A 25,563-nucleotide genomic window follows, 5' to 3' on the forward strand; every position below is an offset into this window, starting at 1 on the left:
ATCCACAGCCCTTATTATTACTATTAACAAATTTATTATTAGGATGAGCGATGAAATTCTCTGTTAAACGAAGCGAATTAGTTAATAAATTAAACATTGTCAGCCGTGCCATTTCAGGCAAAGTCATGATTCCTATTTTGACTGGAATCAAAATTTCAGTCACCGATAGTGATCTAACTTTGATCGGGTCAAATTCGGAGATCTCTATTAAAACAGTGTTATCAAATACGCCGGAAAAACAAGAAAATCTTGTAATTGCAGAAAAAGGCGAAATAGTGGCCAATGCCAATTTCTTTACGAATATCATAAAGAGACTTTCTGGAGACCGCGTTGATATCACGACAGAAGGCTCCCAAATTAAAATTGTTGCCGGTAAGTCGGAATTTATGGTTTCCGGCCAGTCAGCAGACAACTATCCGCAATTACCACGTATTGACGACTTAGATTCCATTAGTCTCTCTTCTAAACAACTCATTGATATTATCGGCGAGACAATTCGATCAGTGTCGATTCAAGACTCTCGGCCACTGCTAACCGGTATCCATTTCATAATTGATAACGAACAGCTCAAGGCGGTCTCGACAGACTCGCACAGGCTCTCTCAAAGAATTACACAAATATCATCTGCCAACTCAGCTGACGTTGTGGTTCCCGGCCGTACTTTGACTGAATTAAGAGCACTACTTGAAGGTATTGACCAGTTAAATCTGCAATTTGACCAATCACAACTGCTGGTTGATTTAGGTCAGACAACTTTTTATTCTCGCCTGCTCGAGGGTCAGTATCCGGATACTGACCGGTTGATCCCAAGCGAATCAACTACAGGATTCGTGATTGATGCCGCTCAGTTGGCCTCATCCTTGGATCGTGTTAGTTTAGTGGCACACCAATCTGGTAATTTGGTCGCAAAATTTACGATAAAGCAGGGCAAGTTAACCATCAGTACAGCGCAGAGCGAAGTAGGAAAAGTTTCTGAAGAATTGTCAATTGATCATTTTATAGGCCAGGATCTGGAAATCAGTTTTAATCCGGATTTTGTTCGCGATGCTTTAAGCTCGATCGCTGAAGAGCAACTCAATTTTTCTTTCACGACTAATTTGCGGCCTTTTGTCATTAGGCCGGCCTCTTTTTCGGACAATAACAAGGTACAGTTAATCACACCCGTTAGAACCTTCTAGTTTTTTGCGATCTAAGCAAAAAAAAGCATTTTATGATTAAAAACGCCAAAATGTCAAAAAATTGCTCAAACGGCAAAATACGGCGTTTTTTTGCTATAATGGAAAAGGTAATCTTGGGGGTGAAAATTTGAAAAAAGTTCAGATCAACACCGAATTTATTACGCTAGGTCAATTATTGAAGATTGAGAATATAGTTGATTCTGGTGGCAGCGCAAAGTTTTTTCTAAGAGAAAATCCAAGCTCTTTTTTTATAAACGGTGAAGCGGATAACCGGCGTGGTAGGAAATTACGTCCCGGGGATATGATCAGCATTAAGCAGGTTGGAGAGTACCAAATTGTTTCTCAATAATCTTAGGCTTGTTAATTTCCGAAACTATAAAGAATTAAATGTGGCTTTTTCACATTCGATCAATGTTTTAATCGGTAATAATGCCCAAGGAAAAACCAATTTATTAGAAGCAATTTATTTTTTATCCATGGGAAGATCTCATCGTGATAGCAATGACAGAGATTTAATTAACTGGTCAGCAAAGTCGGCTGTCATTAGCGGGGAGATTGAAAGCAGAACAGCTCGTTATCCTTTAGAAGTCCGAATTGAGAAGGGTGGAAAAAGAGTTCTAGTCAACCACCTTACCGAAAACCGGCTATCCGATTATATCGGTAATTTGAATACCGTTTTGTTTGCACCTGAAGATTTGGAATTAGTAAAAGGCTCTCCCGGTGTTCGACGAAAATTTATCGATAGCGAATTTGCTCAAATGTCCAGCAATTATTTGTTTAACCTGCTGCAATATCGTAACGCGTTAAAGGACCGTAACGCGTATCTGAAAAACATCAAATGGGTGGCCAACTCGCCTAAGTTTGATGAAACTTATTTAAGTGTTTTGGATGATCAACTAATTAAGTTTGGCAGTGCTATCATTCTGCAACGCTTTTCTTTAATCCAAACTTTAGAAGCCTACGCACGTGAAGTTCATCTGGCGATCTCAAAAATCGAAGAATTGAAACTTTGCTACATTACTTTTCCAACAGTCAACGAACAGTCCAGTCAAGAGGAAATTAGTGAGATTTTTAAAAAACAGTTATTAAAAAATCGGAATCGTGAACTTTTCTTGAAATCGACAAGTGTTGGTCCTCATCACGATGACCTCAAATTTTTGATTAACGGGAAAGAAGTTGGTTCCTTTGCTTCTCAAGGCCAGCAGCGTACGACGGCGCTGTCGATTCGATTAGCGGAAATTGAAATGATGAAATTTGAGACCGGTGAATATCCGATTTTGTTGCTAGACGATGTACTTTCTGAATTAGATGGCAAAAGGCAGACACAACTATTAGATTTTATTCAGGATAAGGTTCAAACTTTTTTGACCACCGCAAGTCTTTCTGACATCGACAAGGGACTAATCAAAGATCCAAAAATTTATCACGTGAAGGATGGAGTACTTATTAATGATTGATGAAAAAAATAATAATCAAATAGCACCTGATGATAATAATGCTTACGGCGGATCTTCAATCCAAATTCTTGAAGGTCTTGAAGCTGTCCGTAAACGTCCAGGAATGTACATAGGATCAACTGCTAGTTCTGGATTGCATCATCTGGTCTGGGAAATCATTGATAACGGGATTGATGAAGCTTTAGCCGGATTTGCACATCATGTCACACTAACAATTGAGAAGGACAATTCGATTACTGTGACCGATGACGGCCGTGGTGTCCCTGTTGAGATCCAGCCTAAAACTGGTCGTCCAGCCATGGAAGCCGTTTTCACAATTTTGCACGCGGGCGGTAAATTTGATTCGAAAAACTACAAGGTATCCGGCGGTCTTCATGGAGTTGGTGCTTCGGTTGTTAATGCATTATCCAAAGAAATGGACGTACGCGTCTATCGTGACGGAAAAATTTATTATATGGATTTTCAGCGCGGCCATATTCAAACGGAGATGAAACTTTTGGATGAGCCAATGCGCTTAGAACGTGGCACCATTGTTCATTTTGCTCCGGATCCAGATATTTTTCGAGAGACGACAACTTTTGACTACAATACTTTAGCCAGTCGTATTCGTGAATTGGCCTTTTTGAATAAAGGACTGCGTCTATCAATTACAGATCGGCGTGTCGAACCAGAGAAAAAAGAATCTTTCATGTACGAGGGCGGTATCGCAGAATATGTGAAATTTTTGAATAAAAATAAACAGCCCCTATTCCCAGAACCCGTCTATGTGGAAGGTGAAGAAAATGGTATCCAAGTAGAAGTTGCTTTACAGTATACAGATGCCGTTGCTGAGACATTAATGAGCTTCACGAATAATATCCATACGCACGAAGGCGGAACTCATGAGACCGGCTTTAAAATGGCGCTGACACGAATCATCAATGATTATGCTAAGAAAAAAGGCATATTGAAAGATTCCGATGATCCTTTGACTGGCGAAGATGTCCGCGAAGGCATTACGGCGATTGTTTCGATTAAGCATCCAGACCCTCAATTTGAAGGTCAGACCAAAACTAAGTTGGGGAATACCGATGCGCAACAGGCAGTCAACCATCAATTTTCGACAATTTTCAATCGTTTTATGATGGAAAATCCAGAAACGGCTCGCGCCATTGCCAACAAGGGTATTATTGCATCCAAAGCACGAGTAGCTGCTAAAAAAGCTCGTGATTTGACCCGACGCAAGTCAGGACTGGAAATCAGTGCGCTTGCCGGTAAACTAGCCGATAACACATCAAAAGATCCCGATATTTCTGAATTGTTTATCGTCGAGGGTGATTCTGCCGGCGGTTCTGCTAAACAAGGCCGTTCACGTTTAACACAGGCCATTCTGCCTATCAGGGGAAAAATTCTCAATGTTGAAAAAGCGACCCTAGATAAAGTACTGGCCAACGAAGAGATTCGTTCTCTATTTACAGCGATGGGAACTGGATTTGGTGATGAATTTGATATCAGCAAAGCCCATTACCACAAGGTCATTATTATGACTGATGCCGATGTCGATGGTGCTCATATTCGGACACTTCTTTTGACGCTATTTTTCAGGCATATGCGGCCATTAATTGATGCAGGTTATATTTACATCGCTCAGCCGCCTTTGTATGGTGTCGCGATTGGAAATTCTGATCAGCGTGTATATCTGGACTCAGATGAAGAACTTGATCGTTACATTGCAACATTGCCGGCTAGTCCGAAACCAAGAATCCAGCGTTATAAGGGACTTGGTGAGATGGATGCCGAACAGCTTTGGGATACGACTATGGATCCTAAGCATCGGCGTCTGCTGCGAGTTAGTCCTGACTACCAGCCGGAGGTTGATACGACTTTTGATATGCTGATGGGTGATCGCGTCGAACCGAGACGTGAGTTCATTGAAGATAATGCACAATTTGTTGAAGATTTGGATGTTTGAGGAATTATATGACCGAAGAAGAAAATAACAATTTTACACCTGATTCCCGAATCAAGAGTGCCGATCTGAATAGCACGATGCGGACTAGTTTTTTATCTTATGCGATGTCTGTTATCGTGGCTCGCGCGTTGCCAGATGTACGAGATGGTTTGAAGCCGGTTCACCGTCGTATTTTGTATGGTATGAACGAATTAGGCGTCACGCCTGATAAACCGCATAAAAAATCGGCTCGTATTGTTGGAGACGTCATGGGAAAATTTCATCCGCATGGCGATTCGGCAATCTATGAATCGCTAGTTAGAATGGCACAGCCTTTCAGTTATCGTTACCCGCTGGTGGACGGCCATGGAAATTTTGGATCTGTTGATGGTGATCCAGCTGCCGCAATGAGATATACCGAAGCGCGTTTATCTAAAATTGCTTTGGAGATGCTGCGAGATATCAATAAAGACACGGTAGATTTTCAGCCCAGCTATGATGGCGATAACCGGGAACCGGTTGTGTTACCGGCTCGTTTTCCTAACTTGCTGGTAAACGGTGCACAAGGAATTGCGGTTGGAATGGCAACCAATATTCCGACGCATAATTTACGAGAAGTCGTGGCAGCTATTCATGTTTTAATGGACAATCCCGATGCAACGGTTGCTGATTTGATGGAAGTATTGCCGGGACCGGATTTTCCGACTGGTGCGATTGTCATGGGCAAAGCCGGTATTAGACGGGCTTATGAGACTGGTCGCGGGTCTGTCACGGTTCGTTCCAAAGTTGATATTGAGACAACTTCGACCGGGCATGAACGGATCGCCATTTCTGAATTGCCTTATATGGTCAATAAAGCCAAGCTGATTGAACGCATTCGAGAATTAGTTTTGGAGAAAAAAATGGATGGTATTACAGCTATCCGAGATGAGTCAGATCAAAAAGGCCTGCGAGTGGCGATCGATGTTGGGCGAGATGCAAATGCCAACGTTGTTCTCAATAACCTTTATAAACAGACACTCCTGCAGACGAGCTTTTCCTTTAACATGATTGCCATTAATCATGGTAAGCCTCAGACAATGAGCCTCAAGCAGATCTTGGTGGCTTACCTGGAGCATCAACGTGAAATTATCCGCCGTCGGACTGAATTTGATTTAAAGAAGGCACAAGATCGCGCTCATATTCTCGAAGGACTGCGTATTGCGTTAGACCATATTGATGAAATCATTGCCTTAATCCGTGCCAGCTCGACAGCTGAAATTGCCAAGACCGAGTTGATCACGCGTTACCAATTGTCTGATAAGCAGGCACAAGCTATCTTGGATATGCGTCTGGTACGTTTGACAGGATTGGAACGCGACAAGATTGAAGCTGAATACAATGATCTGCTCAAATCAATTGAGGACTACAAAGATATTTTGTCTAAGCCGGAACGGATTGATCGGGTTATTTATCAAGAACTGCTGGATATTTCTAATAAATTTGGGGATGACCGTCGTACAGAACTGCAGGTAGGCGATGTAACATCGATTGAAGATGAAGATTTGATTGATGAAGAAGATGTTTTGATCTCTTTGACACATAAAGGCTATATCAAACGGCTTTCGACAAACGAGTTCCATACGCAGAATCGTGGCGGCCGTGGTGTCCAGGGAATGAATACGCATGATGATGATTTTGTGGAACAGCTTGTTTCGACGAGTACCCATGATACTTTATTATTCTTCTCTGATCTCGGCAAAGTCTACAAAATGAAGGGCTATGAAGTTCCTGAGTATGGTCGCCAAGCCAAGGGAATCCCTGTAATCAACCTACTAGGTTTGGATTCCGGTGAACGTGTACAAGCTGTGATTAATGTCCGCGGGGAAGCAGCCTCATCGAAGAACTTTCTCTTCTTCACCACGAGACTCGGCACTGTTAAACGCACTGCTGTATCTGAATTTACCAATATTCGTCAGTCGGGTCTTCGTGCGATTAATCTGCATGATGATGATTCCTTGATTAGTGTGCTGCTGACAGATGGCAAAAAGAATATTGTTATCGCATCCCATTCTGGTTATGCTGTATCTTTTGCCGAACTAGATGTGCGTGCCATGGGCAGAACCGCTTCTGGTGTTCGCGGGATGAATTTACGGACTGGCGATTATGTTGTTGCTGCTGACTTGCTGATTCCCGGTCAGAATGTTTTGGCGATTACGGAAAAAGGTTACGGAAAACAGACCGCAGTTGAAGAGTATCCAATACGCGGTCGTGGCGGCAAAGGCTATAAAACAGCTAATATCTCTGAAAAGAATGGGCCTTTAGCTGGTTTAGCTGTTGTTTCCGGTAATGAAGATATCATGATTACCACTGATTCTGGTGTCATGATTCGCTTTAAAGCCGGGGATGTTTCAATTACCGGAAGAGCCACCTTAGGAGTTCGTGTTATTCGAATCGAGGAAGGTTCTAAAGTTGCTACTTTGGCTAAAGTTGAAGCAGAAGATGATGAAACTTCGCAAGATGAAGTAGGATCTGCAGAAGACCAGACAGATAACGCAACAAAAGTTCAAAATCTTGCTGATCAATTAATTGATGAGAATAAAGATGATAAACAAGATTAATAAAAACCACTTCATGATTGAGGTGGTTTTTATTAATCTTAAAAAAAATAAGCAGACTTTTATTGATACCACCAAGTATCGTAAATAGTTACCGGTAAATGGCGCTTTTGTTTGGTACTAAGATACAGTTTTTCGATTGTTTCGGCCGCCTGTTCAGGTACCTGACGTCCCTCTAAGTAGTCGTCAATATATTTATAAGAAACCCCCAATGCCACCTCGTCAGGCAGCTGAGGACGCTCATCTTCGAGATCTGCAGATGGTACTTTGTTATATAGAGCCTCGGGCGCGTGTAGAAATTTCAGCATTTGTTTGCCCTGACGCTTATTTAACCGCCACAAGGGATCGATATCGGTTCCGCCGTCACCATATTTGGTAAAGAAACCAGCAAAAGCTTCAGCAGCGTGATCTGTACCAACAACGACGCCGGCGTGCTCTCTTGCAACTGCATATTGAGCAATCATACGCATCTTGGGTTTAATCGAACCCCGGCTCATATCGTCAACGACCAAACCGGCATCTCGCAAGGTTGCTGTCAGTGCATCTGTCGCTGCTTTGATGTTGGTTGTCACTGTTATATCGGGCTCAATGAAATCTAGAGCAGCTCGTGCATCATCTTCATCGGCTTGCTGGCCATATGGTTGTCTGATCGCAACGAATTGATAGGACGAATCCTTTTTCTCTTCTCTTAATTCTTGAATGGCTGTTTGTGCAAGCTTACCTGCTAAGGTCGAATCTTGACCACCTGAAATAGCTAAAGCATAGCTTTTATAATTTGGATTAGCTAGTAAATAGTTTTTTAAAAAGGAAATTGAGCGGTCAATTTCTTCTTTGGGATCGATAACCGGCTGTACATGCAGGTCAGCAATGATTTCAGCTTGTAAAAGTCTCATTAGTTCTGTTCTCCTGATGATTTTTGTTCTTTTGTTCTTCTGGGGCAACCAACTGCCCATTGAAGACATTCTTTGGATAATCAAGATTATTCTACCTTTTTTTGCTTCCTGTAGCGGATTTCAGTCAGCTGCAATTGTTTATATAAAAATGAAGAAGATATATCCTATAGATGGCTGATATTTTAAGTGTGAGAGAGAAATATACGAAATTAAATTCTAGAGATCATCAGACGAAACGAGGTTTGAAAATGACAGAAATTTTAAATAAGTATTTATTTGACGAAAAAGCTTATGACTATCACGATGCGGCTTATAAAGCTTTGGTTGTGCCCAAAACTAAAGTTCATAGCCTTAGAATTCCAAAAATTCTAGAAGCAGACAAAATCCAAGGGGACACAATTTATTACACCATTCGTGCACAAACAGGAGAAACACAAATTTTAGATGGCAAGCCAACCGCTACATGGGGATATGATGCCAGTGTCCTTGGGCCCTTAATCAAATTCGTATCAGGCAAACACTACCATTTGACTTTGATTAACAACCTGCCCGAAGTGACAACTTGGCATTGGCATGGATTGGATATTCCCGGTCCAATCGAAGACGGAGGTCCGCACGCACCGGTACGGCCTGGTGAAAAAAAAGAGATCGAATTTGATATCAATCAGCAAACGATGACAGCTTGGCTTCATCCGCATCCATGTCCACATACTGCAGAACAGGTCTGGCATGGCTTGGCAGCACCTGTTGCCGTGATTAATCCGGCAGATAATTTGCCACAAATTCCACATGATTGGGGAATTGACGATATTCCGATTATTTTCCAGGATCGAACCTTCCACGATAATCAATTAGACTATCAAAGCGATTATGATATGGATGGAACCTTGGGGGACACTGCTTTGGTAAACGGTACTGCAAACGCCGAATTTACAGTAACACGGCCTTGGCTTCGTTTGAGAGTATTGAATGGTGCTAACCGGCGGGAACTTCGGCTAAATTCAAATGATAATATCACAATGACACAGATAGCATCGGATGGCGGCTTTTTGCCGCACGCGGTTCCGCTGACTAAATTAATGCTGACTTGCGCCGAACGAGCAGAATTGCTGCTTGATTTTTCATCATATAAAACTGGTGATCAAGTCGTATTGAAAGCTGACGACACGCCGATTCTGAGACTTAAAGTCGGTGATTTTACAGAAGATAACCGTTCACAGTTACCGGCAACTTTAAAGCAGATTGAACGTGGTTTTACCGGTGGTGCCACACATAAAGTTGTTATGGCTGGGATGGATGATTCTGTTCGGATTAATGACAAGCTTTATGACATGACCCGTATTGACGACCAGCAGGTAATGGGTAAAAACGAAATTTGGGATGTTTCTAATACAAATGATGATATGCCGGGTATGGGAATGATTCATCCATTCCATATGCATGGCATGTCCTTTCTCGTGTTATCCAGAAATGGGCATGACCCCTATCCGAACGAATTTGGTTTTAAAGATACGATTGGTGTTAATCCTGGCGAGCACGTTAGACTGCTGGTTAGATTTTCTGTTCCCGGTATCTTCATGTATCACTGCCACATATTGGAACACGAAGATACTGGTATGATGGCTCAAATTGAGGTCATTGATCCAGCACATCCGATACACTGGGATTTGAAAGATTTGTGCGAGAAAAATGGTGTCGATCCGCATATGCAGATGTAGTCTGTTTGTTTTTGAAACATAGCTTGAAGTTGATGCAGCTTGCTTTTAAGCGCGTTTCCCTGTATCATATTTGTCCGTGATGAAATACTCACTTTCCTTACCGCTTAGGCGGTCAGAGACCAAAAGGAGGTAAAAAATGGCTAGTTATGAATTAACTTATATTGTTCGTCCTGACTTAGATAAAGACGCAAAAGCAGCTTTGGTTGCACGTTTTGATAAAGTATTGACCGACAATGGCGCTACAATTGATAAATCCGAGGATTGGAATTCTCGTCGCTTCACATACGAGATTAACGGTTACCGAGAAGGAACTTATCATGTTGTTGTTTTTGCGGCCGCTGATGATAAAGCGACTAATGAATTTGATCGTTTGGCTAAGATCTCAGAAGACATCTTGCGTCATATGATCGTTGCTGTTGACCCTGCAAAACTTGCTGATGCTCACGCTAAACAAGCGGCAGCGGCACAAAGGGCAGCTGAGCGTCGTGCACAGCGTGAAGCTGAACGCAGCGCTGCACAAGCGCAATATAATGCTGCTAATGAGGCAAAAGCTGCATCAGCACCTGTATCAAGCGAAAAGTAAGGAGTTTTATGATCAATCGAGTTGTATTAGTTGGCAGATTAACCCGTGATGTTGAATTACGCTATACCGGGAGCGGTGATGCGGTTGGCTCGTTTACGATTGCAGTTGAAAGAAATTTTACAAATCGTGCCGGTGAACGTGAAGCGGATTTTATTAGTTGTGTTATTTGGCGCAAACCAGCAGAAAACTTTGCCAATTTTACAGGCAAAGGTGCCATGATTGCTGTCGAAGGACGTTTGCAAACGCGAAGTTATGATAATAATCAAGGTCAGAAAGTTTATGTGACTGAAGTTGTTGTAGATAATTTCCAGTTATTAGAGACGCGGGCTCAATCTGAAGCTCGCCGTTCTCAAAATGGCAGTTCCGCGGCGCCTCAGCAGAACCAGAATAATTTTAAAATCCCGGCTCAGCAGTCAAATCCGTTTGACGCGCAATTTAACAATCAATCACAGTCAAGCTCAGCTAATAATGATCAATCTAGTGCTTCCAGCCCCTTTGATACAGATGCTGGAAACAATTCGGTTGATATCTCGGATGATGATCTCCCATTCTAAATTTTTAAGAAAGGACTATCAATAATGCCTGAAGAACATTCAAACCAAAGAACTCAGACTTTTAATGGCGAGCGGACAAACCGTCCTAGCCGTACTCCTCGTGGAGACGGTGATCGCCGCGGCCGTCGTCAAGGTGGCCGTCGTCGTGTCGATTACCTCGCTGTCAATCACATTGAATATGTCGACTATAAAGATACTGAGTTATTGCAGCGTTTCATTGCTGACAATGGTAAAATTTTGCCGCGCCGGATTACCGGCACTAGTTCAAAAAATCAGCGTAAAATTGCAATTGCAGTTAAGCGTGCGCGCATCATGGCTTTACTGCCATTCGTTGCTAACAACTGATTTTCATATTGTTGGTTAAAAAGCATTTCCGTCAGGAGTGCTTTTTTGTTTCTTAAGAAAGGGTTAAAGTTCTTGGATCGTGATAAAATTAGATTCTTGATGAAGAAATATTCAAATTTACCTGCCTTCATAAAAAATTATCGCGTCATCTATCTGATTGGCATTTTTTTGTTGCTGGCAATTAGTGGTTTCGTTTTTTCATTACGTTTTGGTCCGATTATTTCTGTCATATGGGTCGCGTTTGTCATTTTGGCTGCATTGCTCCTGTATAGCTTGATAAGTTCTTTAGGTGTTGACTTTCAGACATATATGACCAACCTGTATGGGCGAGTGTCTATTTCTCAAACAAGCGCGTTGGATCAAATGCCTATCGGTGTTATGCTGCTCAATTCAAACGGGGAAATTGAATGGGTGAATGAGAATCTTTTGAATGTCATTGGTGATCGGTCGGTTATCGGCAAAAATATAAAAGATGCTGATCCTGAGCTTAATCAATTTGTACAAGCTAATAAAGATAGCGGGCCGGCCGAAATCAGCTGGCGGGATGGTAAGTTCTCTCTTCAGGTTCAAGGAAATGGTCGAGCAATATTCCTTCTTGATCTAACAGACGTATCTAAATATGAACTGTTGTATCAAAATGACCGACTTTTTTACGGTTTAATCAACGTTGATAATTATGAAGAAGTTATTCAAGATGCAACGGATTCTGATTCAAGTCGTTTGATAGCATTTATTTCTGGCAGACTCGATAATTGGGCGAAAAAGTATCATTTGTTTTTACGACGGATATCAGCAGATCGTTATCTTTTTTTTGGACGTTTGCCAAATTTAAAGCAGCTTGAAGACGATCGTTTTTCTATTTTGGATGAGATACGAGAAGAATCTTTAAAACAAAACATGCCTTTGTCTTTATCGGTCGGTATTGCATATGGTATTTCAGATTTAAATAACTTAGCTGATTTAGCACATCGAAATCTAGACTTAGCCTTAGGCCGAGGCGGCGATCAGGTTGTGATTCGCGACAACGAAAATCCAGCTATCTATTATGGCGGGACCTCAAATCCAATGGCCAAAAGAACACGAGTCAGAGCGCGTATGATTGATCAGGCTTTGTCGGATTTGCTAAACAACACTGATGTTGTCTTTATTTGCGGTCACCAAAATCCAGACATGGATTCTCTTGGTGCAGCTTTAGGCATCTGGCGAATGAGCCGTTTGCATGATTTGCCTGCCTACATTGTGATTGACGAACAAAATCTGCAGCGTGATGTCAAACTAGTCACGACAAAATTTAGCGAAGAAATTGCAGCTGCGAATGCCAAAATTAAAGAGCAGGCAGCAGCTTCTGACGACAATCAGCCGCCTAAACTCATCGAGTATCCCTTCATTTCAGAAAAGAAAGCGATGGCGCTTGCCAGTGACCAAAGCCTTCTCGTACTCGTGGATCATTCTCGGCCGACCATTTCAGCTGCCGGACAACTTTTGGACCGATTAAAGTCTTCTTTGGTCGTGATTGATCATCACCGAATTGCTGATGAAGGTTTTGCTGAAAAACCACTGCTTTTCTATGTTGAACAATATGCCTCATCTACCTCTGAATTGGTTACTGAACTCTTAGGTTACGAGGATCGCCGCAAATCACCATTAACTAAAGTCGAGGCGACAGCATTGTTAGGCGGCATCCAGCTGGATACCAAGGGCTTTACAGCTCACAGCGGGTCAAGAACTTTTGATGCTGCTAGTTTTTTAAGGGCTGCTGGCGCTGATACACAATTATTGCGGAGCTTCGGTAAGGAATCCAAGGAAGATTTGCTAGTTAAAGCACATTTGTTAGAATTAACTGATCTAAACGAAAATATTGCAACCGTTGTTGGTGAAAATGAGATTGACTATAATTCTGTTTTAGCTGCTCAGGTTGCGGATGAACTCTTAAAAATTCAAGGCGCATCTGCCAGCTTTGTCATTACTCGCCGACCAGATAAGAAAGTTGGTGTTTCCGCTAGATCAGATGGCAGTGTTAATGTTCAATTGATTATGGAAAAAATTGGCGGCGGCGGATCGTTATCTAATGCAGCGGCACAAATCGAGACTGATAATATTGTTGAGGTTAAGCAGCAGTTGGAGAAAGTTATTTTTGATTCATCAGATGAAAAGAAATAGGAGGCCATATGAAAGTTATTTTTTTACAAAACGTCAAAAACCAAGGGAAAATTGGTGACATTAAAGAGGTTCCCGATGGATATGCAAATAATTTTTTAATTAAGAATAAAAAAGCCGTCTACGCTTCTCCTGAAAATGTCTCAAAATTACATGGACAACAAAATTTAGAAGCAAAGCAGGCTGCTAAGGTTTTGGCTGATGCACAACAACTCAAAGAGACATTAGCTTCGCCAAAAACAATTGTGCAATTTGCAGAACACGTGGGTCCTGATGGCCGTTTGAACGGTTCTGTGACTGCGAAAGAAATTGCCGATCAATTGGCAAAACAGTACCAATTAAGCGTTGACAAGCGTAAATTGGACCTTTCACAGCCGATTAAGACGGTTGGCCTGCATGAAATTCCGGCAAAGCTTCATCAAAAAGTCTCAGCCTCAATCAAAGTCAATATTTCGCAGCTGGATTAATAATGGCAGATTCATTAATGGACAATAGAATTCCACAGGAAATTCAGACTGAAAAAGCATTGCTTTCAGCTTTTTTTTATACCAATGGTCTCAGCCAGCAGCAGGACGTTTTGGATCGCATGCTGGGGATTATTTCCGAAGATGATTTTTATGATCCTAAAAATAAAAAAGTTTTTCAAGCGATTAATGAACTGCTAAGTGATGATAAAATTGTTGAGCCCCTAACTGTATCGGATCAAATGAAAACCGACAAGAGTCTGGATATGGTCGGCGGGGAAGGTTTTATTTCGGAAATCCTGCTGGCTGACGGTACGATAGCCAACGTTGAAAACTATGCTAAGGCGGTTCATGAAAAGGCCACTCAACGGCGCTTGATTGATTTATTCAACCAAGGCAACGGTTTGGCACACGATCCCTCTTCTCAATCGCAAGATCTTATTGCTAATGTGCGAGCAAAACTAGATTCAATCGAAGATCAATCTGAGAATACTGATTTTATTGAACTGAAAAACTCACTTAGTAAAACAATCGATAACTTAAATAATTCCGCAAAAAACAATTCTATCCTGCGTGAAGGCGCTTTGCCTAGCGGTTATGCCTACTTGGACAAACTTACAAAGGGTTGGCAGCCGAATAACCTCATTATCCTAGCAGCACGTCCCGCCGTTGGTAAAACTGCTTTCGCTTTAAATCTAGCAATTAATGCTGCTAAATCTAAGGAGATTGGTAAAAAAACTGTTGTCGTCTTTAACATGGAAATGGATGACCAATCCTTATCAACACGAATTTTAGCTGCTAATGCACGTGTACCCATGGACAAATTGATGACTGGTAAAGATTTGACTCAATCTACTAACGGGCAGGTGGATCCGAATGCCGATTGGACGCGGATTATGCTGGCTAACGAAAGATTGAGTCGGTTGAATATTCACTTAGACACAACTCCAGGAATCCGCATCAATGAGATCCGTGCCAAATTGCGTAATCTGCAATCACAGTCGCAAAGAGAAGACCCGGAAGGCGGTATCGGACTTGTGATTATCGATTATCTGCAGCTGATCGAGTCCGATGTGACTGAATCTCGGCAGCAAGCCGTCGCTGCGATTTCACGTTCATTAAAAAAATTAGCCGGTGAATTGGATTTGCCGATTATTGCTTTGTCCCAATTATCCCGAGGCGTTGAAGGCAGGACGACAAAACGGCCGATGCTGTCTGATTTGCGTGATTCTGGCGCGATTGAGCAGGATGCTGATATCGTGATGTTCTTGTATCGTGACGATTACTATGATCAGAACGGCCATTCAGAAGATGATGAAGATTTTGATGAATCAGCTATCCCGGATCGCGGGCCAGTTGAACTGATTGTTTCAAAGAACAGACAGGGTGCCAATGATACGGTTAAACTCATGTTTGATCGAAGCATTCAATTCTACGGCAATTTGGATCCGCATAACAGTTAGTATGACTTGTGATTGATATTTTTATCACAAGTCTTTTTTATTCAACTGGTTCTAAATTGGTTTTTTCTAATTGCTAATCGTGTCTTTCTTTGATAAATTTATTCTTCGTAAGGTATTTCTTTAATTTGAGAAGGGGATCAACTTGAAGCTTGTTGCGAAGAACCTGACATTAGCCTATGAGGCCGGTCAAAACATTATTGACGATATCAATTTCGAAATTGAGGATCATAAACTTGTTTCGTTGCTGGGGCCTTCTGGTTCTGGTAAATCAACGATTTTAAATATGATTGCAGGTTTATTAACACCAACTGCAGGTGAAATATATTTCGGTGAGCAGAATGTGACCAAATTGACAGTCTCTAACCGAAATATTGGTATGGTTTTTCAAAATTATGCCCTTTATCCAAATATGACGGTCAGGAATAATATCGGCTTCCCACTTAAAATTGCCAAAATTGCTAGAAATAAACGTCAAGAGGAAATAGAGAGGCTAGCCAAACTTGTCCATGTTGATGATCAGCTGGACAAACGGCCTGGTGAACTTTCTGGCGGTCAGCAGCAGCGTGTCGCAATCGCCAGAGCGTTAGCCAGAAAACCAGCCGTACTTTTATTAGATGAGCCTTTATCTAATTTGGATGCCAAATTAAGAACTGAAATGCGGGAAGAGATTGCGCGTATCCAACATGAGACTGGTGTTACGACTATTTTTGTCACGCATGATCAGAATGAGGCTATGCATATTTCTGATAAAATTATGCTCTTGTCTGATGGCACGATTCAACAGTATGCTGTGCCCAATGACCTCTATGATCGGCCGGCCAATTTGTTCACGGCCAAATTTATTGGAGATCCGCAAATCAATACCTTTGATCAGCCGCAAGCTTTGGCTTATCTACAAAAGTATTTTGCAAAACCCGTTAAAACCATTGGCATTCGTCCAGATGCGCTCTCGACAATTAAGACTACAGGCAGTGTTGCTTTGCCGGTAACATTGAAATCCTATTCTAAATATGGTGCTGAGGAATTGTCTCGTTTTGATTTTTTCTCTGTTGAACTTGATGGTGAAAATGTGGATGGCGTCAGCGATACACAAATCGGTCAAGCATTAGAAGTATATGTTCCCTTAACGCAAATTCATGGCTTTGACGATCAGGATCAGCACGTTGATGTTATCCAACCCTCGGCCAAGATTCTTGAGGCCAATCGTTAATCATGATGAATGCTAAGCAAACTTGGAAAGGCTCAATCAAGGGCTGGCTGTATATTCTGCCAATGCTGATCGGTATTGCTATTTTTAGTATTTACCCGATTCTAAAATCCTTCTCCATGTCATTTTACACAGATTATCAATTTCTCACTGATACGGTATTGGCTCGCGGGTGGGGAAATTTTACATATCTATTCTCTGATGGCGATTTTCATCTGGCGGTAGTTAATACGCTTATTTATGTTGCAGGGGCAGTACCCTTGACGATTATTTTTTCGCTACTGTTTGCAGTTTTGCTGTTCAGGATTAAATGGCTGTCCGGATTTTTCCGTACAGTCTATTTTTTGCCTTTTGTTACATCTACGATTGCGATTTCAATGGTCTGGACTTGGATATTTAATGCGCGGTCCGGACTGGCTAACTATTTTTTGGGCCTGGTAGGTATTCATCCCATCGATTGGCTGAATGATCCTAAATATGCCATGCTGACTTTGATTATTATTTCTATCTGGAAAGGATTGGGATTCAATATCATTCTCCTTATGGCTGGTTTAGGTAATATTGATAAACGATATATGAATGCTGCTCGAATCGATGGTGCTAATGCTTGGCAGATTTTCTGGCACGTTACTTTGCCACAATTGTCACCGACTATTTTATTTGTCTTCATCAATGGCGTAATCGTTGATTTTAAAGTTTTTGATGAGGTTTTTGCGGTATTTGGCGGCCAGCCCGGCCCAGCCCAATCTGCGATGACGATGGTCTTTTATATTTATCAGCAGTTTTATGTCATGAATCAATATGGCAGAGCAGCTGCGGCATCTGTGATCTTGTTTATCATGATTTTAATTGTCACTGTTTTACAATTACTGATTTCACGGCATTTTGATTACCGTCGTCCCACAAAGGTTAGGAAAGCAAAGGGAGGCGTTTCCCTATGAATAATATGCAGCAGACCAGGTTGAAGACAAAAAAAAAGATCGATATTATTACGGTTCTGGTGTACTTGCTTGTTATCGCAGGCGCTATTGTCATGGTGATACCCTTCATTTGGATGCTTTCGACCGCCGTAAAAACACAATCAGAGTCGATTGAAGTACCTCCGATTTGGATTCCAAAAGTATTCCATTTTGAAAACTTTGTTAGTGCGTGGCAGGCAGCGCCCTTTGCAACTTACATGATGAATTCAGTCTTTGTGACAGTTGCAACAACAGCCTTACAGTTATTTACGAGCATTTTGGCAGCCTTCGGCTTTGCGAAACTTAATTTTAAAGGTAAAAATTTATTATTCATTCTGTTATTGGCAACTATGATGGTGCCTGGCGAAATGTTGATTATTCCAAATTATGTGACGCTTGCTAAAGTAGGTTTGATTAATACTTATGGCGCTCTGATCATACCGTGGATTGCAAGTTTTTTCTCGGTATTTGCTTTACGTCAAAGTTTTCAGTCGGTTCCTGATTCTGTTTATTATTCAGCAAAAATTGATGGATCTTCTGATTGGCGTTTTCTATGGCGAATTTTAGTTCCAATGAGCAGGTCATCGATTGTCGCTGTCACAATGCTGCAAGTAATTGGTTCATGGAATAGTTTTATGTGGCCATTGATTGTTACTAATAGCGACAGTCTCAGGACTTTGCCAGTCGGATTGCAGTCTTTTATGACTGAATCAGGCATTCAATATCCACAGTTGATGGCGGCAACGACTTTTGTCATTCTGCCGATGGCAGTACTATACTTATTCCTGCAAAAGTATATTATTGCAGGAATTTCAAGATCAGGATTGAAAGGATAATTTAATGAAGAAAGTTAAAATGTTTGGCATGGCCACTTTGGCTTTGTTTGGAAGTACAACGGCAATTAGCGCGGTTGCCCCGGTCGCAGCCAGTGCGGCTAGAACAAAGGTCGTACTTTGGGATGGTATGACCGGTCCTTATGCCAAGGCTTTAGACAAGATTGTGAAGGGTTACAATCGTTCTCAATCTAAGTACACAGTTGTTCGCCAATCGCAAGGGAACTATGCAGCTTTAAATCAGAAAATTATGGCTGCGGCCAAGTCGAGAACCTTACCAGACATGGCTCAAGCTACTTATACACAAGTGCCTGATTATCAAAAAGAAAATCTTGTTTCGCCTCTAGACAGCTATATGCTGAAGGGCAGCGACAAAATTTCAAAAGCACAATTGAAAAATATTTATCCTGGTTTTATTTCATCTTCTAAATGGCAGGGTAAATATTATTCAATACCTTTCTCTAAATCGGTTCGTGTCATGCTTGTGAACCAGGATCTGCTCAAGCAATTAGGATTCTCGACACCGCAAAGCTGGAATGACTTGGAAAAGATTGCGAAGGCTGCCAAGGCCAAGGGCGATGCCGGAATTGGATTTGATGCTTCCTTTGATATGGAACTTGAAGGTATGTCCACAGCAGCTGGAAATAAGTTCGTTTCCAAAAATTTGAAAGTCAATTTTGCTAAGCCGAAAGTCCTCAAAGCAGCCAATACTATTTACGACATGCTGCAAAATGGCGAAGCTTGGACTGCCGGTGCTGACGTATATGGTACAAATCGTTTTGCTGAAGGTAAGACGGCTGTCTACTTCTCTAGTTCAGCCGGAGTCACAATTTCTGCTTCCACAGTGAAGAAGTTCAAGCTGGGTACAGCAGTGTTTCCTAGCTATCAAGGAAAACGTGCAACTGAATTTGCCGGTAACGATATCGTGATGATGAATAACGGCAAAAAGCATCAAGCTGGTGTTTGGTCCTTTATGAAGTATCTGTTGAAAAACAAGACTACGGAACAATGGGCTGAATCAACTGGTTATCTGCCTCTGACAAAGAAGGCACGCAACTCTGCCTCTTATAAGAGTTATTTGAAAAAGAACCCGCTTTTCAAAGCTGCTGCTGACTCATTGCCATACGGCTTCCAAGCTACGGCCTTTTCTGGGTATAACGACTACCGGAATAAGATGCTGACAGCGATTGATGCAGTGACTGCTAAAAAAGAATCCCCATCCAAGGTATTCCCAGCCACAGCTAAAGAAATGAAAACAATTATTTCAGACAACAAGTAAATAACTGTAAGTGCTAAAACCATTCGCGATATGAATGGTTTTTGTTTTGTCTTAAAATAGAATACATGACAACTGAAGTAACTTTTTTAAATGGACTTAATACAATTGGCGGAAATATTGTCAGTTTTACGAATGGAAAAACACGTATAATCATGGATTTTGGTGTTCCCAGCGACCCCAGAGACGGTGATTCAACATCTGATTTAATCCAGCAAGGAATATTACCAAACACGCCGGAATTATTTGATGCAAAGGCGCAGCAGCTTTTTGATCATCAAGCTATTTTTATTTCGCATTTGCATATCGACCATATTGGCGCTTTAAAATTTTTAAAAGCCGAGCTGCCAATATATATGACAACCGATTCAAAAAAATTGTACGAGGATTTAATCGCTAGTGGTGATGAAGCGGCTGTAGCTAATCTGCAAGCTGTTGATTATGAACAACCGGTCAAAGTTGGACCTTTTTCGATTAGCTTTTTTAAATCGGATCACGATATTATTGGTGCCAGTGCCATAAGAGTGGTTGATGATGAAGGACATATCTTCGTTTATTCTGGGGATGTGCGTTATAATGGCCCAGATCCTCAGAGTGTTGCACATTGGGCAAAGTCTGTAGCCAATCCCCAAGCGGATCTATTTTTGCTGGAGGGCACTAGTTTTTCTTTTGATGATGAAAAAGGTGATCACGCAGAAAAGATTGTTCCCGATGTTGAAGGCAGTCTGGTCGAGCTGTTTTCTGACAAACTTTCCTCTAACCACTTGCTGGTAATCAATCCCTATCCTCGGAATGTGGCGCGTTTGTATGCCTTGGAACAGGCGGCTCGGGAATTTGGACGGCCAATTGTATGGGAGAAATTCTATGCCGATCTATTGAAGCAATTTTATTCCCAGACACACCCATTAACACTTGGCAAAGAGGTTGATTTATCTGAAATAATCGCATATCCGGAAAATTATGTGCTGCAAAATAGTTTTCAGAATTTAGATAATCTAGCCGATTTTTATCAGCCGATATTTTTGCAGATGAATGGTGAACCGCTGGGCGATTATGATCCGCGATATCGCGTGCAGCAGGAAAAATTGCAAAAGTTTGCTGCAGAATTTATCTACGCTGGTGCATCGGGGCACGCTGTTAAATCTGATTTAATCAAAATTGCTCAGCAGGTCAAAGCAAAATTAACAGTTCCCTGGCATTCATTTAAGCCTGAAACAGAGGCTCGCGTGCTAGAAGAAGCTGGACTTCGAGTCAAGCTGCCGCATAAAAACGAAACGATGGTTTTTAACTAACCGATTGTTAATGAATTCTCTTTAATATGTAATTGGCGACTTGCACATCATATTGACTAATAAAAGCCGTTGACTGCATCGAGGCGTTCATGAGTGCATCACCGTTGATGTGCTTTAATCCGATGACGTGACCCAATTCATGTTCGATTGCCGGTATGATGTATGGTTGGTCGTCCACTTGCTGCATAAAATCACGATTGAGATAAATACCTCCTTGACCGGTGGCAGCTAAGATGTGTTCACCATAGCCGACGTCTCTATTAATTTTAGAGAATTGCTGATTCGACAAGTCATAGAGTGTAATCGTAGCCTGTGACTGATCAAATTCATGAAACAAATGACGTTTTAGTGCTTTGTTCCATAAGGACATTGCTTTTCTTGCTTCAGGCGCATAGTGGGTCTGGCTTAAATTGATCAGCACTTTTTTATTGCGCGGAATTTGAGTGGTCATGACAGAGTCCCTGAGAGCTGGGCGCCGAATATAAAGAACAAAAGTGAAGCTGGCGGCCAGCAGTAGTAGGATAGCAATCAGTGAGAGTACTAGCTGAAGATTTTTTGCTAGCCGTTGACGCATTGTTATCCAAAGAAGCCATGCAGCAGATTCGCAACTTGGGCCGCTGCCCAGATGATGAAGAGCAAATCTGAAATAATGGTTGTCCAGCCAAAATACTTGGTCAAAGGCAGGTAGGAAAAGGCGGGCAGATTATGATTTTCCCGGTATCTTACGATAATCGAGGTCGAGAAAATATTGATTGTGATCACGACGAAGAAAACATTGGTCAAAATTCGTGAAAAAGAATTTTGAAAATAATTAGGCAGTAGGATAATTAACAAGGCGATCCATTGAATTTTGCCTGAGTTAATCCATTGAAGGAATCCCCGCAGAAAATCTGAATAAACTATTTTCTCAAACCATTTTCCTGATGTAACAACCGTTAGGGAACGCTCATAGCTTTCATTTTTTAATTTAAATCGTTGCGAGCTGCCATAAATTTTATCTGGATTTTCAGCTGCCCAGGCGTTGGCCATAGATAGAGCGAGAAACAGAATAATAATTGCTATCAACGTAATGAGTAACCAAGTTAATAGACTGCTGAGCCACCTCAAAGACGGCATAAAAAAGGGCAGAATAAATAGGGCAATCAGAAAACCAAGCAGCGGAATATACCGGCGTTTTTGAATGAATCGTGTGAAAAAACGTATCCAGCGATCAAAACTGGGACTGTTTTCCCGCTCGTGAGCAAAGGTTGCAATTAAACGATCGTTTTCAAAACTGTCTTTAGACTGGGGAAGTGTCAATCCTTGTGCCAGCAGCCATGAAGCCAAATTCCGGCAGGATTTTTTGAATTGTGTTAATTTAGTTAACATTTCACTGTCATTGTATAATAACGGCATTCATAGATGAACAAAAATCAAGTTGGTTGTTTTATCTGCTTGATTTTAAAGGGAGAGATCATGCGTGTTCTTTTACAGAAAGTTAGTTCAGCCAGCGTGTCAATTGATAAAAAAGTCGTTTCGCATATTGGAAAGGGCTTTTTATTATTAGTGGCTGTTGAAGATTCTGATGGTGCAGAAGAAGTGGCTTACCTAGTACATAAAATTATTAAACTGCGAGTATTCCTAGATAAAAAAGGCAAGATGAATTTATCGATTTCAGACGTTGCTGGTTCGATTTTGTCTGTGTCGCAATTTACTTTATATGCTGATACAAGAAAGGGCAATCGGCCAAGTTTTACTGATGCCGGACAGCCAGCGCATGCTCAGGCAATCTATAACGACTTCAATCAAGCATTGACTGCCACTGGTATTCCGCTAGAGACAGGTGTCTTCGCAGCTGATATGGCGGTTAAGTTAGTCAATGATGGCCCAGTTACGATCATGTTTGATACAGATCAACGATAAAGGTCAACTTTGATCATCAGAAGTTGAAATTAATTCACGAATCAAGGCTTCCAATATGAAAACGACTGGTACTTGGGTCGTGACGTTTAAATCAGGTCCAATCATCTCAGATTTAGCCTGGTAGGCAAAGTTCACATCAGATAATTTAGCAATACTGTTACTGCTGTTGTTGGTAATACTGATAATTTTTGAGTTTTGTTCCCGCAGTTTTTGAGTCTGGGCGACACTTTCTTTTGTTTCGCCGCTTACTGAAAGAACAATTCCAGTCACAGAATTGGCCAAACTGCCAAAACGAAAAGGAAAAAAAGGGTCGTTGCTAAAGTGTGCGTTGAATCCGAAATTTGAAAATTCCCTCGCACCATATTCTGCAAGCACACCGGAAGTGCCGATACCGAAGAAGATGATGAACTTGCTTGGTAAGAGAATTTTTTTGGCTGATGCCATTTCATTTTTGAATCGATCGACTAATTTATCATTAAAAAACTCTTTGGCTTCTGAAATTAAATCAAAATTTTTGCCGTTTATCTTAGTTGCCGCATACACTTGTGAAAGTGTAAATTTGAATTCCTGAAAACTTTGATAACCGATTTTGTTAATACATCTGAGAATCGTTGTCGGGGAAACGTTGCTCCTTTTGGATAATTCTCTAATCGTTAGAGCTGGAATATCAACCAAATGAGAAATGATGTAGTTGTATGCTGAAGCTTCAGATGAAGTCAGGTTTTTAATTTCTGTCATGTTAAGAAAATTATAGTTGTCTTTCTGGGCCAAAAAATCGTGAAGTCTCTAGTAGCCTATCTGTTACAAAAAATGGTTCTTGTACCATTATTAGGCCTTTTTGTTATTAATGGAAGCGCTTACAATTATAATAGATGGTGTTGAGGATATCAAATCTTCAACAAGCTTTCACAAGCTTTTTTTAAGGAGAGGAGAATATGGTTGGAAAATAGTAAGACTTTTTCGTTAAATGATCATTTTTTGTGGGGTGGCGCGGTCGCTGCGCACCAACTTGAAGGTGCTTGGAATGTCGATGGCAAAGGCATTAGTATTGCCGATGTGATGACGCAAGGCGCTAATGGTGTTGAAAGAAAAATCACTGATGGCGTGTTGGATGGTGAAAATTATCCAAACCATGAAGCGATTGATTTCTACCACCTCTATCCTGAAGATATTAAGCTGTTTGCGGAAATGGGATTTAAATGCTTTAGAACCTCTATTGCATGGTCAAGAATTTTTCCGCAGGGTGATGAGGATCTGCCCAACGAAGCTGGTTTGAAATTTTACGATGACTTGTTCGATACTTGTTTGAAATACGGTATCAAGCCTGTGATTACTTTGTCCCATTTTGAAATGCCCTACCACTTGGTCCAAGTATATGGTGGATGGCGTAATCGCAAAATGATCGGTTTTTTCACCAAATTTGCCAGAGTTGTGTTTGAAAGATATAAGGACAAGGTCGAATATTGGATGACCTTTAATGAAATCAATAATCAGACTTCATATGATATGACCTTTTCTCTTTTTACAAATTCAGGAATTCTGGCAAAAACAGGGGAAGATCCAGAAAAATTAATGTATCAAGCTGGCCACTATGAAACGGTTGCTAGTGCTTTAGCTGTTCAGATTGGCCACCAAATTAATCCTAATTTTAAAATTGGTGCCATGATCGCTATGATTCCAATTTATCCGGCAAGTTCTAAGCCGGCAGATATTTTCAAAGCCGAAAAGGCCATGCAGATCAGATATTGGTTTGCCGACGTGCAGGTCAATGGCAGGTATCCTGATTGGTTAGTTAAATATCAGCAGAATCATCATTTTGATCTGGATATTACGTTGGCAGACTTAGATGTATTGAAATCGGGTCCAGTTGACTATTTGGGTTTCAGTTATTATATGTCCGCGTCTGTTGCTGCCTCTGAAAGCGATGAACCGGAATACGGGTATAAAGAAAATCACAAATTTGTGAAAAATCCGTACTTAGCTGCTTCGGATTGGGGCTGGCAGATTGACCCGCAAGGCTTGCGTTATGCCATGAATTGGTTAAACGATCGTTATCACCTGCCGCAATTTATTGTGGAGAATGGTTTAGGTGCAATTGACCAACTCGAAGATGATCAAACAATCCATGATGCATATAGGATTGATTATCTGAGGGAGCACATCCGACAGATGGAACTAGCTGTGGCTTACGATGGGATTAATTTGATCGGTTATACCCCTTGGGGTTGTATCGATCTTGTCTCTGCCGGCACCGGACAAATGGATAAACGCTATGGATTCATTTATGTCGATAAAAACGATGCTGGTCATTCTACTTTAAAAAGATATAAAAAAGATTCATTCTATTGGTACAAAAAAGTAATCCAATCCAATGGTCGGGATCTGGACTAGTTTTCATCAACTGAAAGGTTATGTAAGATGGCAAAAAAAACGATTATGCTTGTTTGCGCGGCCGGCATGTCAACCAGCCTTCTGGTTAGCAAGATGCAAAAAGCCGCTGCAGAAGATCACGAAGATGTCACTATTTTCGCTACAGCCGCCTCGGATGCTCAATCGAAGATCGAGAGTGAACATCCCGATATTTTAATGCTGGGACCTCAGGTCAATTATCTGATCAGCAGTTTTAAAGAAAGAGAAACGATTCCTGTCGAGGTCATCAATATGCAGGATTACGGCATGATGAACGGCCGCAAAGTCTTAGAACAAGCACTAAAGGACATGACTTGAAATATCACCGTATTTTCTTGAAAAAGAC

Annotated in this window: 23 protein-coding genes and 1 pseudogene; 20 read left to right on the forward strand and 4 right to left on the reverse strand. The window is 41.3% G+C overall.

The features are described 5' to 3' along the window. The first annotated feature begins 50 nt into the window (after nt 1–50). The 5 genes from dnaN (at nt 51) to gyrA (ending at nt 7,165) form a co-directional block, all read left to right on the forward strand. Nucleotides 51–1,178 carry a DNA polymerase III subunit beta gene (dnaN, locus tag ABF487_RS06220; protein ID WP_007744924.1) on the forward strand — a complete coding sequence of 376 codons (1,128 nt, stop codon included), beginning with the start codon at nt 51–53 and terminating at the stop codon, nt 1,176–1,178. Between the two features lie 127 nt (nt 1,179–1,305). Continuing rightward, nucleotides 1,306–1,527, forward strand: coding sequence for a S4 domain-containing protein YaaA (gene yaaA / locus ABF487_RS06225; RefSeq protein ID WP_028291837.1), 222 nt, complete (start codon nt 1,306–1,308; stop codon nt 1,525–1,527). Beyond that, entirely contained in the window at nt 1,514–2,635 is a 1,122-nt protein-coding gene (recF, locus tag ABF487_RS06230; RefSeq protein ID WP_263779318.1) for a DNA replication/repair protein RecF, read from the forward strand. The genes yaaA and recF overlap by 14 nt, the downstream gene beginning before the upstream one ends. Then, nucleotides 2,628–4,586 carry a DNA topoisomerase (ATP-hydrolyzing) subunit B gene (gene gyrB, locus ABF487_RS06235; protein ID WP_007744927.1) on the forward strand — a complete coding sequence of 653 codons (1,959 nt, stop codon included), beginning with the start codon at nt 2,628–2,630 and terminating at the stop codon, nt 4,584–4,586. The genes recF and gyrB overlap by 8 nt, the downstream gene beginning before the upstream one ends. Nucleotides 4,587–4,594: 8 nt before the next feature. Further along, the gene (gene gyrA, locus ABF487_RS06240; RefSeq protein WP_263779317.1) at nt 4,595–7,165 is read left to right on the forward strand and encodes a DNA gyrase subunit A; all 2,571 of its coding nucleotides are present in this window, start codon (nt 4,595–4,597) and stop codon (nt 7,163–7,165) included. Between the two features lie 59 nt (nt 7,166–7,224). Here gyrA and nadE read toward each other — a convergent pair whose 3' ends face one another. Beyond that, complete coding sequence (gene nadE / locus ABF487_RS06245) at nt 7,225–8,055, reverse strand: ammonia-dependent NAD(+) synthetase (protein ID WP_007744929.1); 831 nt, start codon at nt 8,053–8,055, stop codon at nt 7,225–7,227. 248 nt (nt 8,056–8,303) lie between these two features. On the opposite strand from nadE, the gene ABF487_RS06250 reads away from it, so the two are divergent. The 12 genes and pseudogenes from ABF487_RS06250 to ABF487_RS06305 all read left to right on the forward strand — a co-directional run bounded on the left by ABF487_RS06250 (nt 8,304) and on the right by ABF487_RS06305 (nt 20,906). Further along, the gene (locus ABF487_RS06250; protein WP_036593974.1) at nt 8,304–9,773 is read left to right on the forward strand and encodes a multicopper oxidase family protein; all 1,470 of its coding nucleotides are present in this window, start codon (nt 8,304–8,306) and stop codon (nt 9,771–9,773) included. A gap of 136 nt (nt 9,774–9,909) precedes the next feature. After that, nucleotides 9,910–10,185 (forward strand): annotated as a pseudogene (gene rpsF / locus ABF487_RS06255) (30S ribosomal protein S6); the annotation flags it as partial. 179 nt (nt 10,186–10,364) lie between these two features. Beyond that, complete coding sequence (gene ssb, locus ABF487_RS06260) at nt 10,365–10,910, forward strand: single-stranded DNA-binding protein (RefSeq protein ID WP_007744940.1); 546 nt, start codon at nt 10,365–10,367, stop codon at nt 10,908–10,910. Nucleotides 10,911–10,934: 24 nt separating this feature from the next. Beyond that, nucleotides 10,935–11,255 carry a 30S ribosomal protein S18 gene (rpsR, locus tag ABF487_RS06265; RefSeq protein WP_007744941.1) on the forward strand — a complete coding sequence of 107 codons (321 nt, stop codon included), beginning with the start codon at nt 10,935–10,937 and terminating at the stop codon, nt 11,253–11,255. 99 nt (nt 11,256–11,354) lie between these two features. Then, entirely contained in the window at nt 11,355–13,415 is a 2,061-nt protein-coding gene (locus tag ABF487_RS06270) for a DHH family phosphoesterase (RefSeq protein WP_028291840.1), read from the forward strand. A gap of 8 nt (nt 13,416–13,423) precedes the next feature. After that, the gene (gene rplI / locus ABF487_RS06275) at nt 13,424–13,879 is read left to right on the forward strand and encodes a 50S ribosomal protein L9 (protein WP_007744945.1); all 456 of its coding nucleotides are present in this window, start codon (nt 13,424–13,426) and stop codon (nt 13,877–13,879) included. A 2-nt stretch (nt 13,880–13,881) separates the two neighbouring features. Next, a complete protein-coding gene (gene dnaB / locus ABF487_RS06280) occupies nt 13,882–15,339 on the forward strand; it encodes a replicative DNA helicase (RefSeq protein WP_028291841.1) in 1,458 nt (485 codons plus the stop codon). A 142-nt stretch (nt 15,340–15,481) separates the two neighbouring features. Beyond that, a complete protein-coding gene (locus ABF487_RS06285) occupies nt 15,482–16,549 on the forward strand; it encodes an ABC transporter ATP-binding protein (RefSeq protein WP_007744947.1) in 1,068 nt (355 codons plus the stop codon). 2 nt (nt 16,550–16,551) lie between these two features. Then, the gene (locus ABF487_RS06290) at nt 16,552–17,487 is read left to right on the forward strand and encodes a carbohydrate ABC transporter permease (protein ID WP_007744948.1); all 936 of its coding nucleotides are present in this window, start codon (nt 16,552–16,554) and stop codon (nt 17,485–17,487) included. Further along, nucleotides 17,484–18,341, forward strand: coding sequence for a carbohydrate ABC transporter permease (locus ABF487_RS06295; protein ID WP_007744949.1), 858 nt, complete (start codon nt 17,484–17,486; stop codon nt 18,339–18,341). The genes ABF487_RS06290 and ABF487_RS06295 overlap by 4 nt, the downstream gene beginning before the upstream one ends. 4 nt (nt 18,342–18,345) lie before the next feature. Further along, complete coding sequence (locus ABF487_RS06300) at nt 18,346–19,617, forward strand: ABC transporter substrate-binding protein (protein ID WP_263779312.1); 1,272 nt, start codon at nt 18,346–18,348, stop codon at nt 19,615–19,617. Between the two features lie 65 nt (nt 19,618–19,682). Next, entirely contained in the window at nt 19,683–20,906 is a 1,224-nt protein-coding gene (locus ABF487_RS06305) for an MBL fold metallo-hydrolase (RefSeq protein WP_007744952.1), read from the forward strand. A gap of 7 nt (nt 20,907–20,913) precedes the next feature. Here ABF487_RS06305 and ABF487_RS06310 read toward each other — a convergent pair whose 3' ends face one another. Together ABF487_RS06310 and ABF487_RS06315 are read right to left on the reverse strand one after the other, a co-directional pair. After that, complete coding sequence (locus ABF487_RS06310; protein WP_415634829.1) at nt 20,914–21,480, reverse strand: matrixin family metalloprotease; 567 nt, start codon at nt 21,478–21,480, stop codon at nt 20,914–20,916. Between the two features lie 2 nt (nt 21,481–21,482). Beyond that, nucleotides 21,483–22,274, reverse strand: a complete 792-nt coding sequence (locus tag ABF487_RS06315) for a hypothetical protein (protein WP_415634830.1) — start codon at nt 22,272–22,274, stop codon at nt 21,483–21,485. Nucleotides 22,275–22,361: 87 nt separating this feature from the next. Here ABF487_RS06315 and dtd point away from each other — a divergent pair, with 87 nt between their 5' ends. Beyond that, nucleotides 22,362–22,808 (forward strand): D-aminoacyl-tRNA deacylase, encoded by a 447-nt coding sequence (dtd, locus tag ABF487_RS06320; RefSeq protein WP_007744956.1) that lies wholly within the window; start codon nt 22,362–22,364, stop codon nt 22,806–22,808. A 3-nt stretch (nt 22,809–22,811) separates the two neighbouring features. Here dtd and ABF487_RS06325 read toward each other — a convergent pair whose 3' ends face one another. Next, entirely contained in the window at nt 22,812–23,546 is a 735-nt protein-coding gene (locus ABF487_RS06325; protein WP_007744957.1) for a MurR/RpiR family transcriptional regulator, read from the reverse strand. Between the two features lie 201 nt (nt 23,547–23,747). On the opposite strand from ABF487_RS06325, the gene ABF487_RS06330 reads away from it, so the two are divergent. Further along, nucleotides 23,748–25,199, forward strand: a complete 1,452-nt coding sequence (locus ABF487_RS06330) for a 6-phospho-beta-glucosidase (protein ID WP_007744958.1) — start codon at nt 23,748–23,750, stop codon at nt 25,197–25,199. 27 nt (nt 25,200–25,226) lie between these two features. Next, entirely contained in the window at nt 25,227–25,535 is a 309-nt protein-coding gene (locus ABF487_RS06335) for a PTS sugar transporter subunit IIB (RefSeq protein ID WP_415634831.1), read from the forward strand. Nucleotides 25,536–25,563 lie beyond the last annotated feature (28 nt).

The sequence above is a fragment of the Oenococcus sp. genome, assembly GCF_047725585.1.
Taxonomy (GTDB): domain Bacteria; phylum Bacillota; class Bacilli; order Lactobacillales; family Lactobacillaceae; genus Oenococcus; species Oenococcus kitaharae_A.

What these genes read in the sequence shown, in the direction of transcription:
- dnaN (WP_007744924.1), top strand. Translation starts at nt 51, where the DNA reads ATGAAATTCTCTGTTAAACGAAGCGAATTAGTTAATAAATTAAACATT.
- gyrB (WP_007744927.1), top strand. Translation starts at nt 2,628, where the DNA reads ATGATTGATGAAAAAAATAATAATCAAATAGCACCTGATGATAATAAT.
- gyrA (WP_263779317.1), top strand. Translation starts at nt 4,595, where the DNA reads ATGACCGAAGAAGAAAATAACAATTTTACACCTGATTCCCGAATCAAG.
- nadE (WP_007744929.1), bottom strand. Translation starts at nt 8,055, where the DNA reads ATGAGACTTTTACAAGCTGAAATCATTGCTGACCTGCATGTACAGCCG.
- ABF487_RS06250 (WP_036593974.1), top strand. Translation starts at nt 8,304, where the DNA reads ATGACAGAAATTTTAAATAAGTATTTATTTGACGAAAAAGCTTATGAC.
- ssb (WP_007744940.1), top strand. Translation starts at nt 10,365, where the DNA reads ATGATCAATCGAGTTGTATTAGTTGGCAGATTAACCCGTGATGTTGAA.
- rpsR (WP_007744941.1), top strand. Translation starts at nt 10,935, where the DNA reads ATGCCTGAAGAACATTCAAACCAAAGAACTCAGACTTTTAATGGCGAG.
- ABF487_RS06270 (WP_028291840.1), top strand. Translation starts at nt 11,355, where the DNA reads ATGAAGAAATATTCAAATTTACCTGCCTTCATAAAAAATTATCGCGTC.
- rplI (WP_007744945.1), top strand. Translation starts at nt 13,424, where the DNA reads ATGAAAGTTATTTTTTTACAAAACGTCAAAAACCAAGGGAAAATTGGT.
- dnaB (WP_028291841.1), top strand. Translation starts at nt 13,882, where the DNA reads ATGGCAGATTCATTAATGGACAATAGAATTCCACAGGAAATTCAGACT.
- ABF487_RS06290 (WP_007744948.1), top strand. Translation starts at nt 16,552, where the DNA reads ATGATGAATGCTAAGCAAACTTGGAAAGGCTCAATCAAGGGCTGGCTG.
- ABF487_RS06295 (WP_007744949.1), top strand. Translation starts at nt 17,484, where the DNA reads ATGAATAATATGCAGCAGACCAGGTTGAAGACAAAAAAAAAGATCGAT.
- ABF487_RS06300 (WP_263779312.1), top strand. Translation starts at nt 18,346, where the DNA reads ATGAAGAAAGTTAAAATGTTTGGCATGGCCACTTTGGCTTTGTTTGGA.
- ABF487_RS06305 (WP_007744952.1), top strand. Translation starts at nt 19,683, where the DNA reads ATGACAACTGAAGTAACTTTTTTAAATGGACTTAATACAATTGGCGGA.
- ABF487_RS06310 (WP_415634829.1), bottom strand. Translation starts at nt 21,480, where the DNA reads ATGCGTCAACGGCTAGCAAAAAATCTTCAGCTAGTACTCTCACTGATT.
- ABF487_RS06315 (WP_415634830.1), bottom strand. Translation starts at nt 22,274, where the DNA reads ATGTTAACTAAATTAACACAATTCAAAAAATCCTGCCGGAATTTGGCT.
- dtd (WP_007744956.1), top strand. Translation starts at nt 22,362, where the DNA reads ATGCGTGTTCTTTTACAGAAAGTTAGTTCAGCCAGCGTGTCAATTGAT.
- ABF487_RS06325 (WP_007744957.1), bottom strand. Translation starts at nt 23,546, where the DNA reads ATGACAGAAATTAAAAACCTGACTTCATCTGAAGCTTCAGCATACAAC.
- ABF487_RS06335 (WP_415634831.1), top strand. Translation starts at nt 25,227, where the DNA reads ATGGCAAAAAAAACGATTATGCTTGTTTGCGCGGCCGGCATGTCAACC.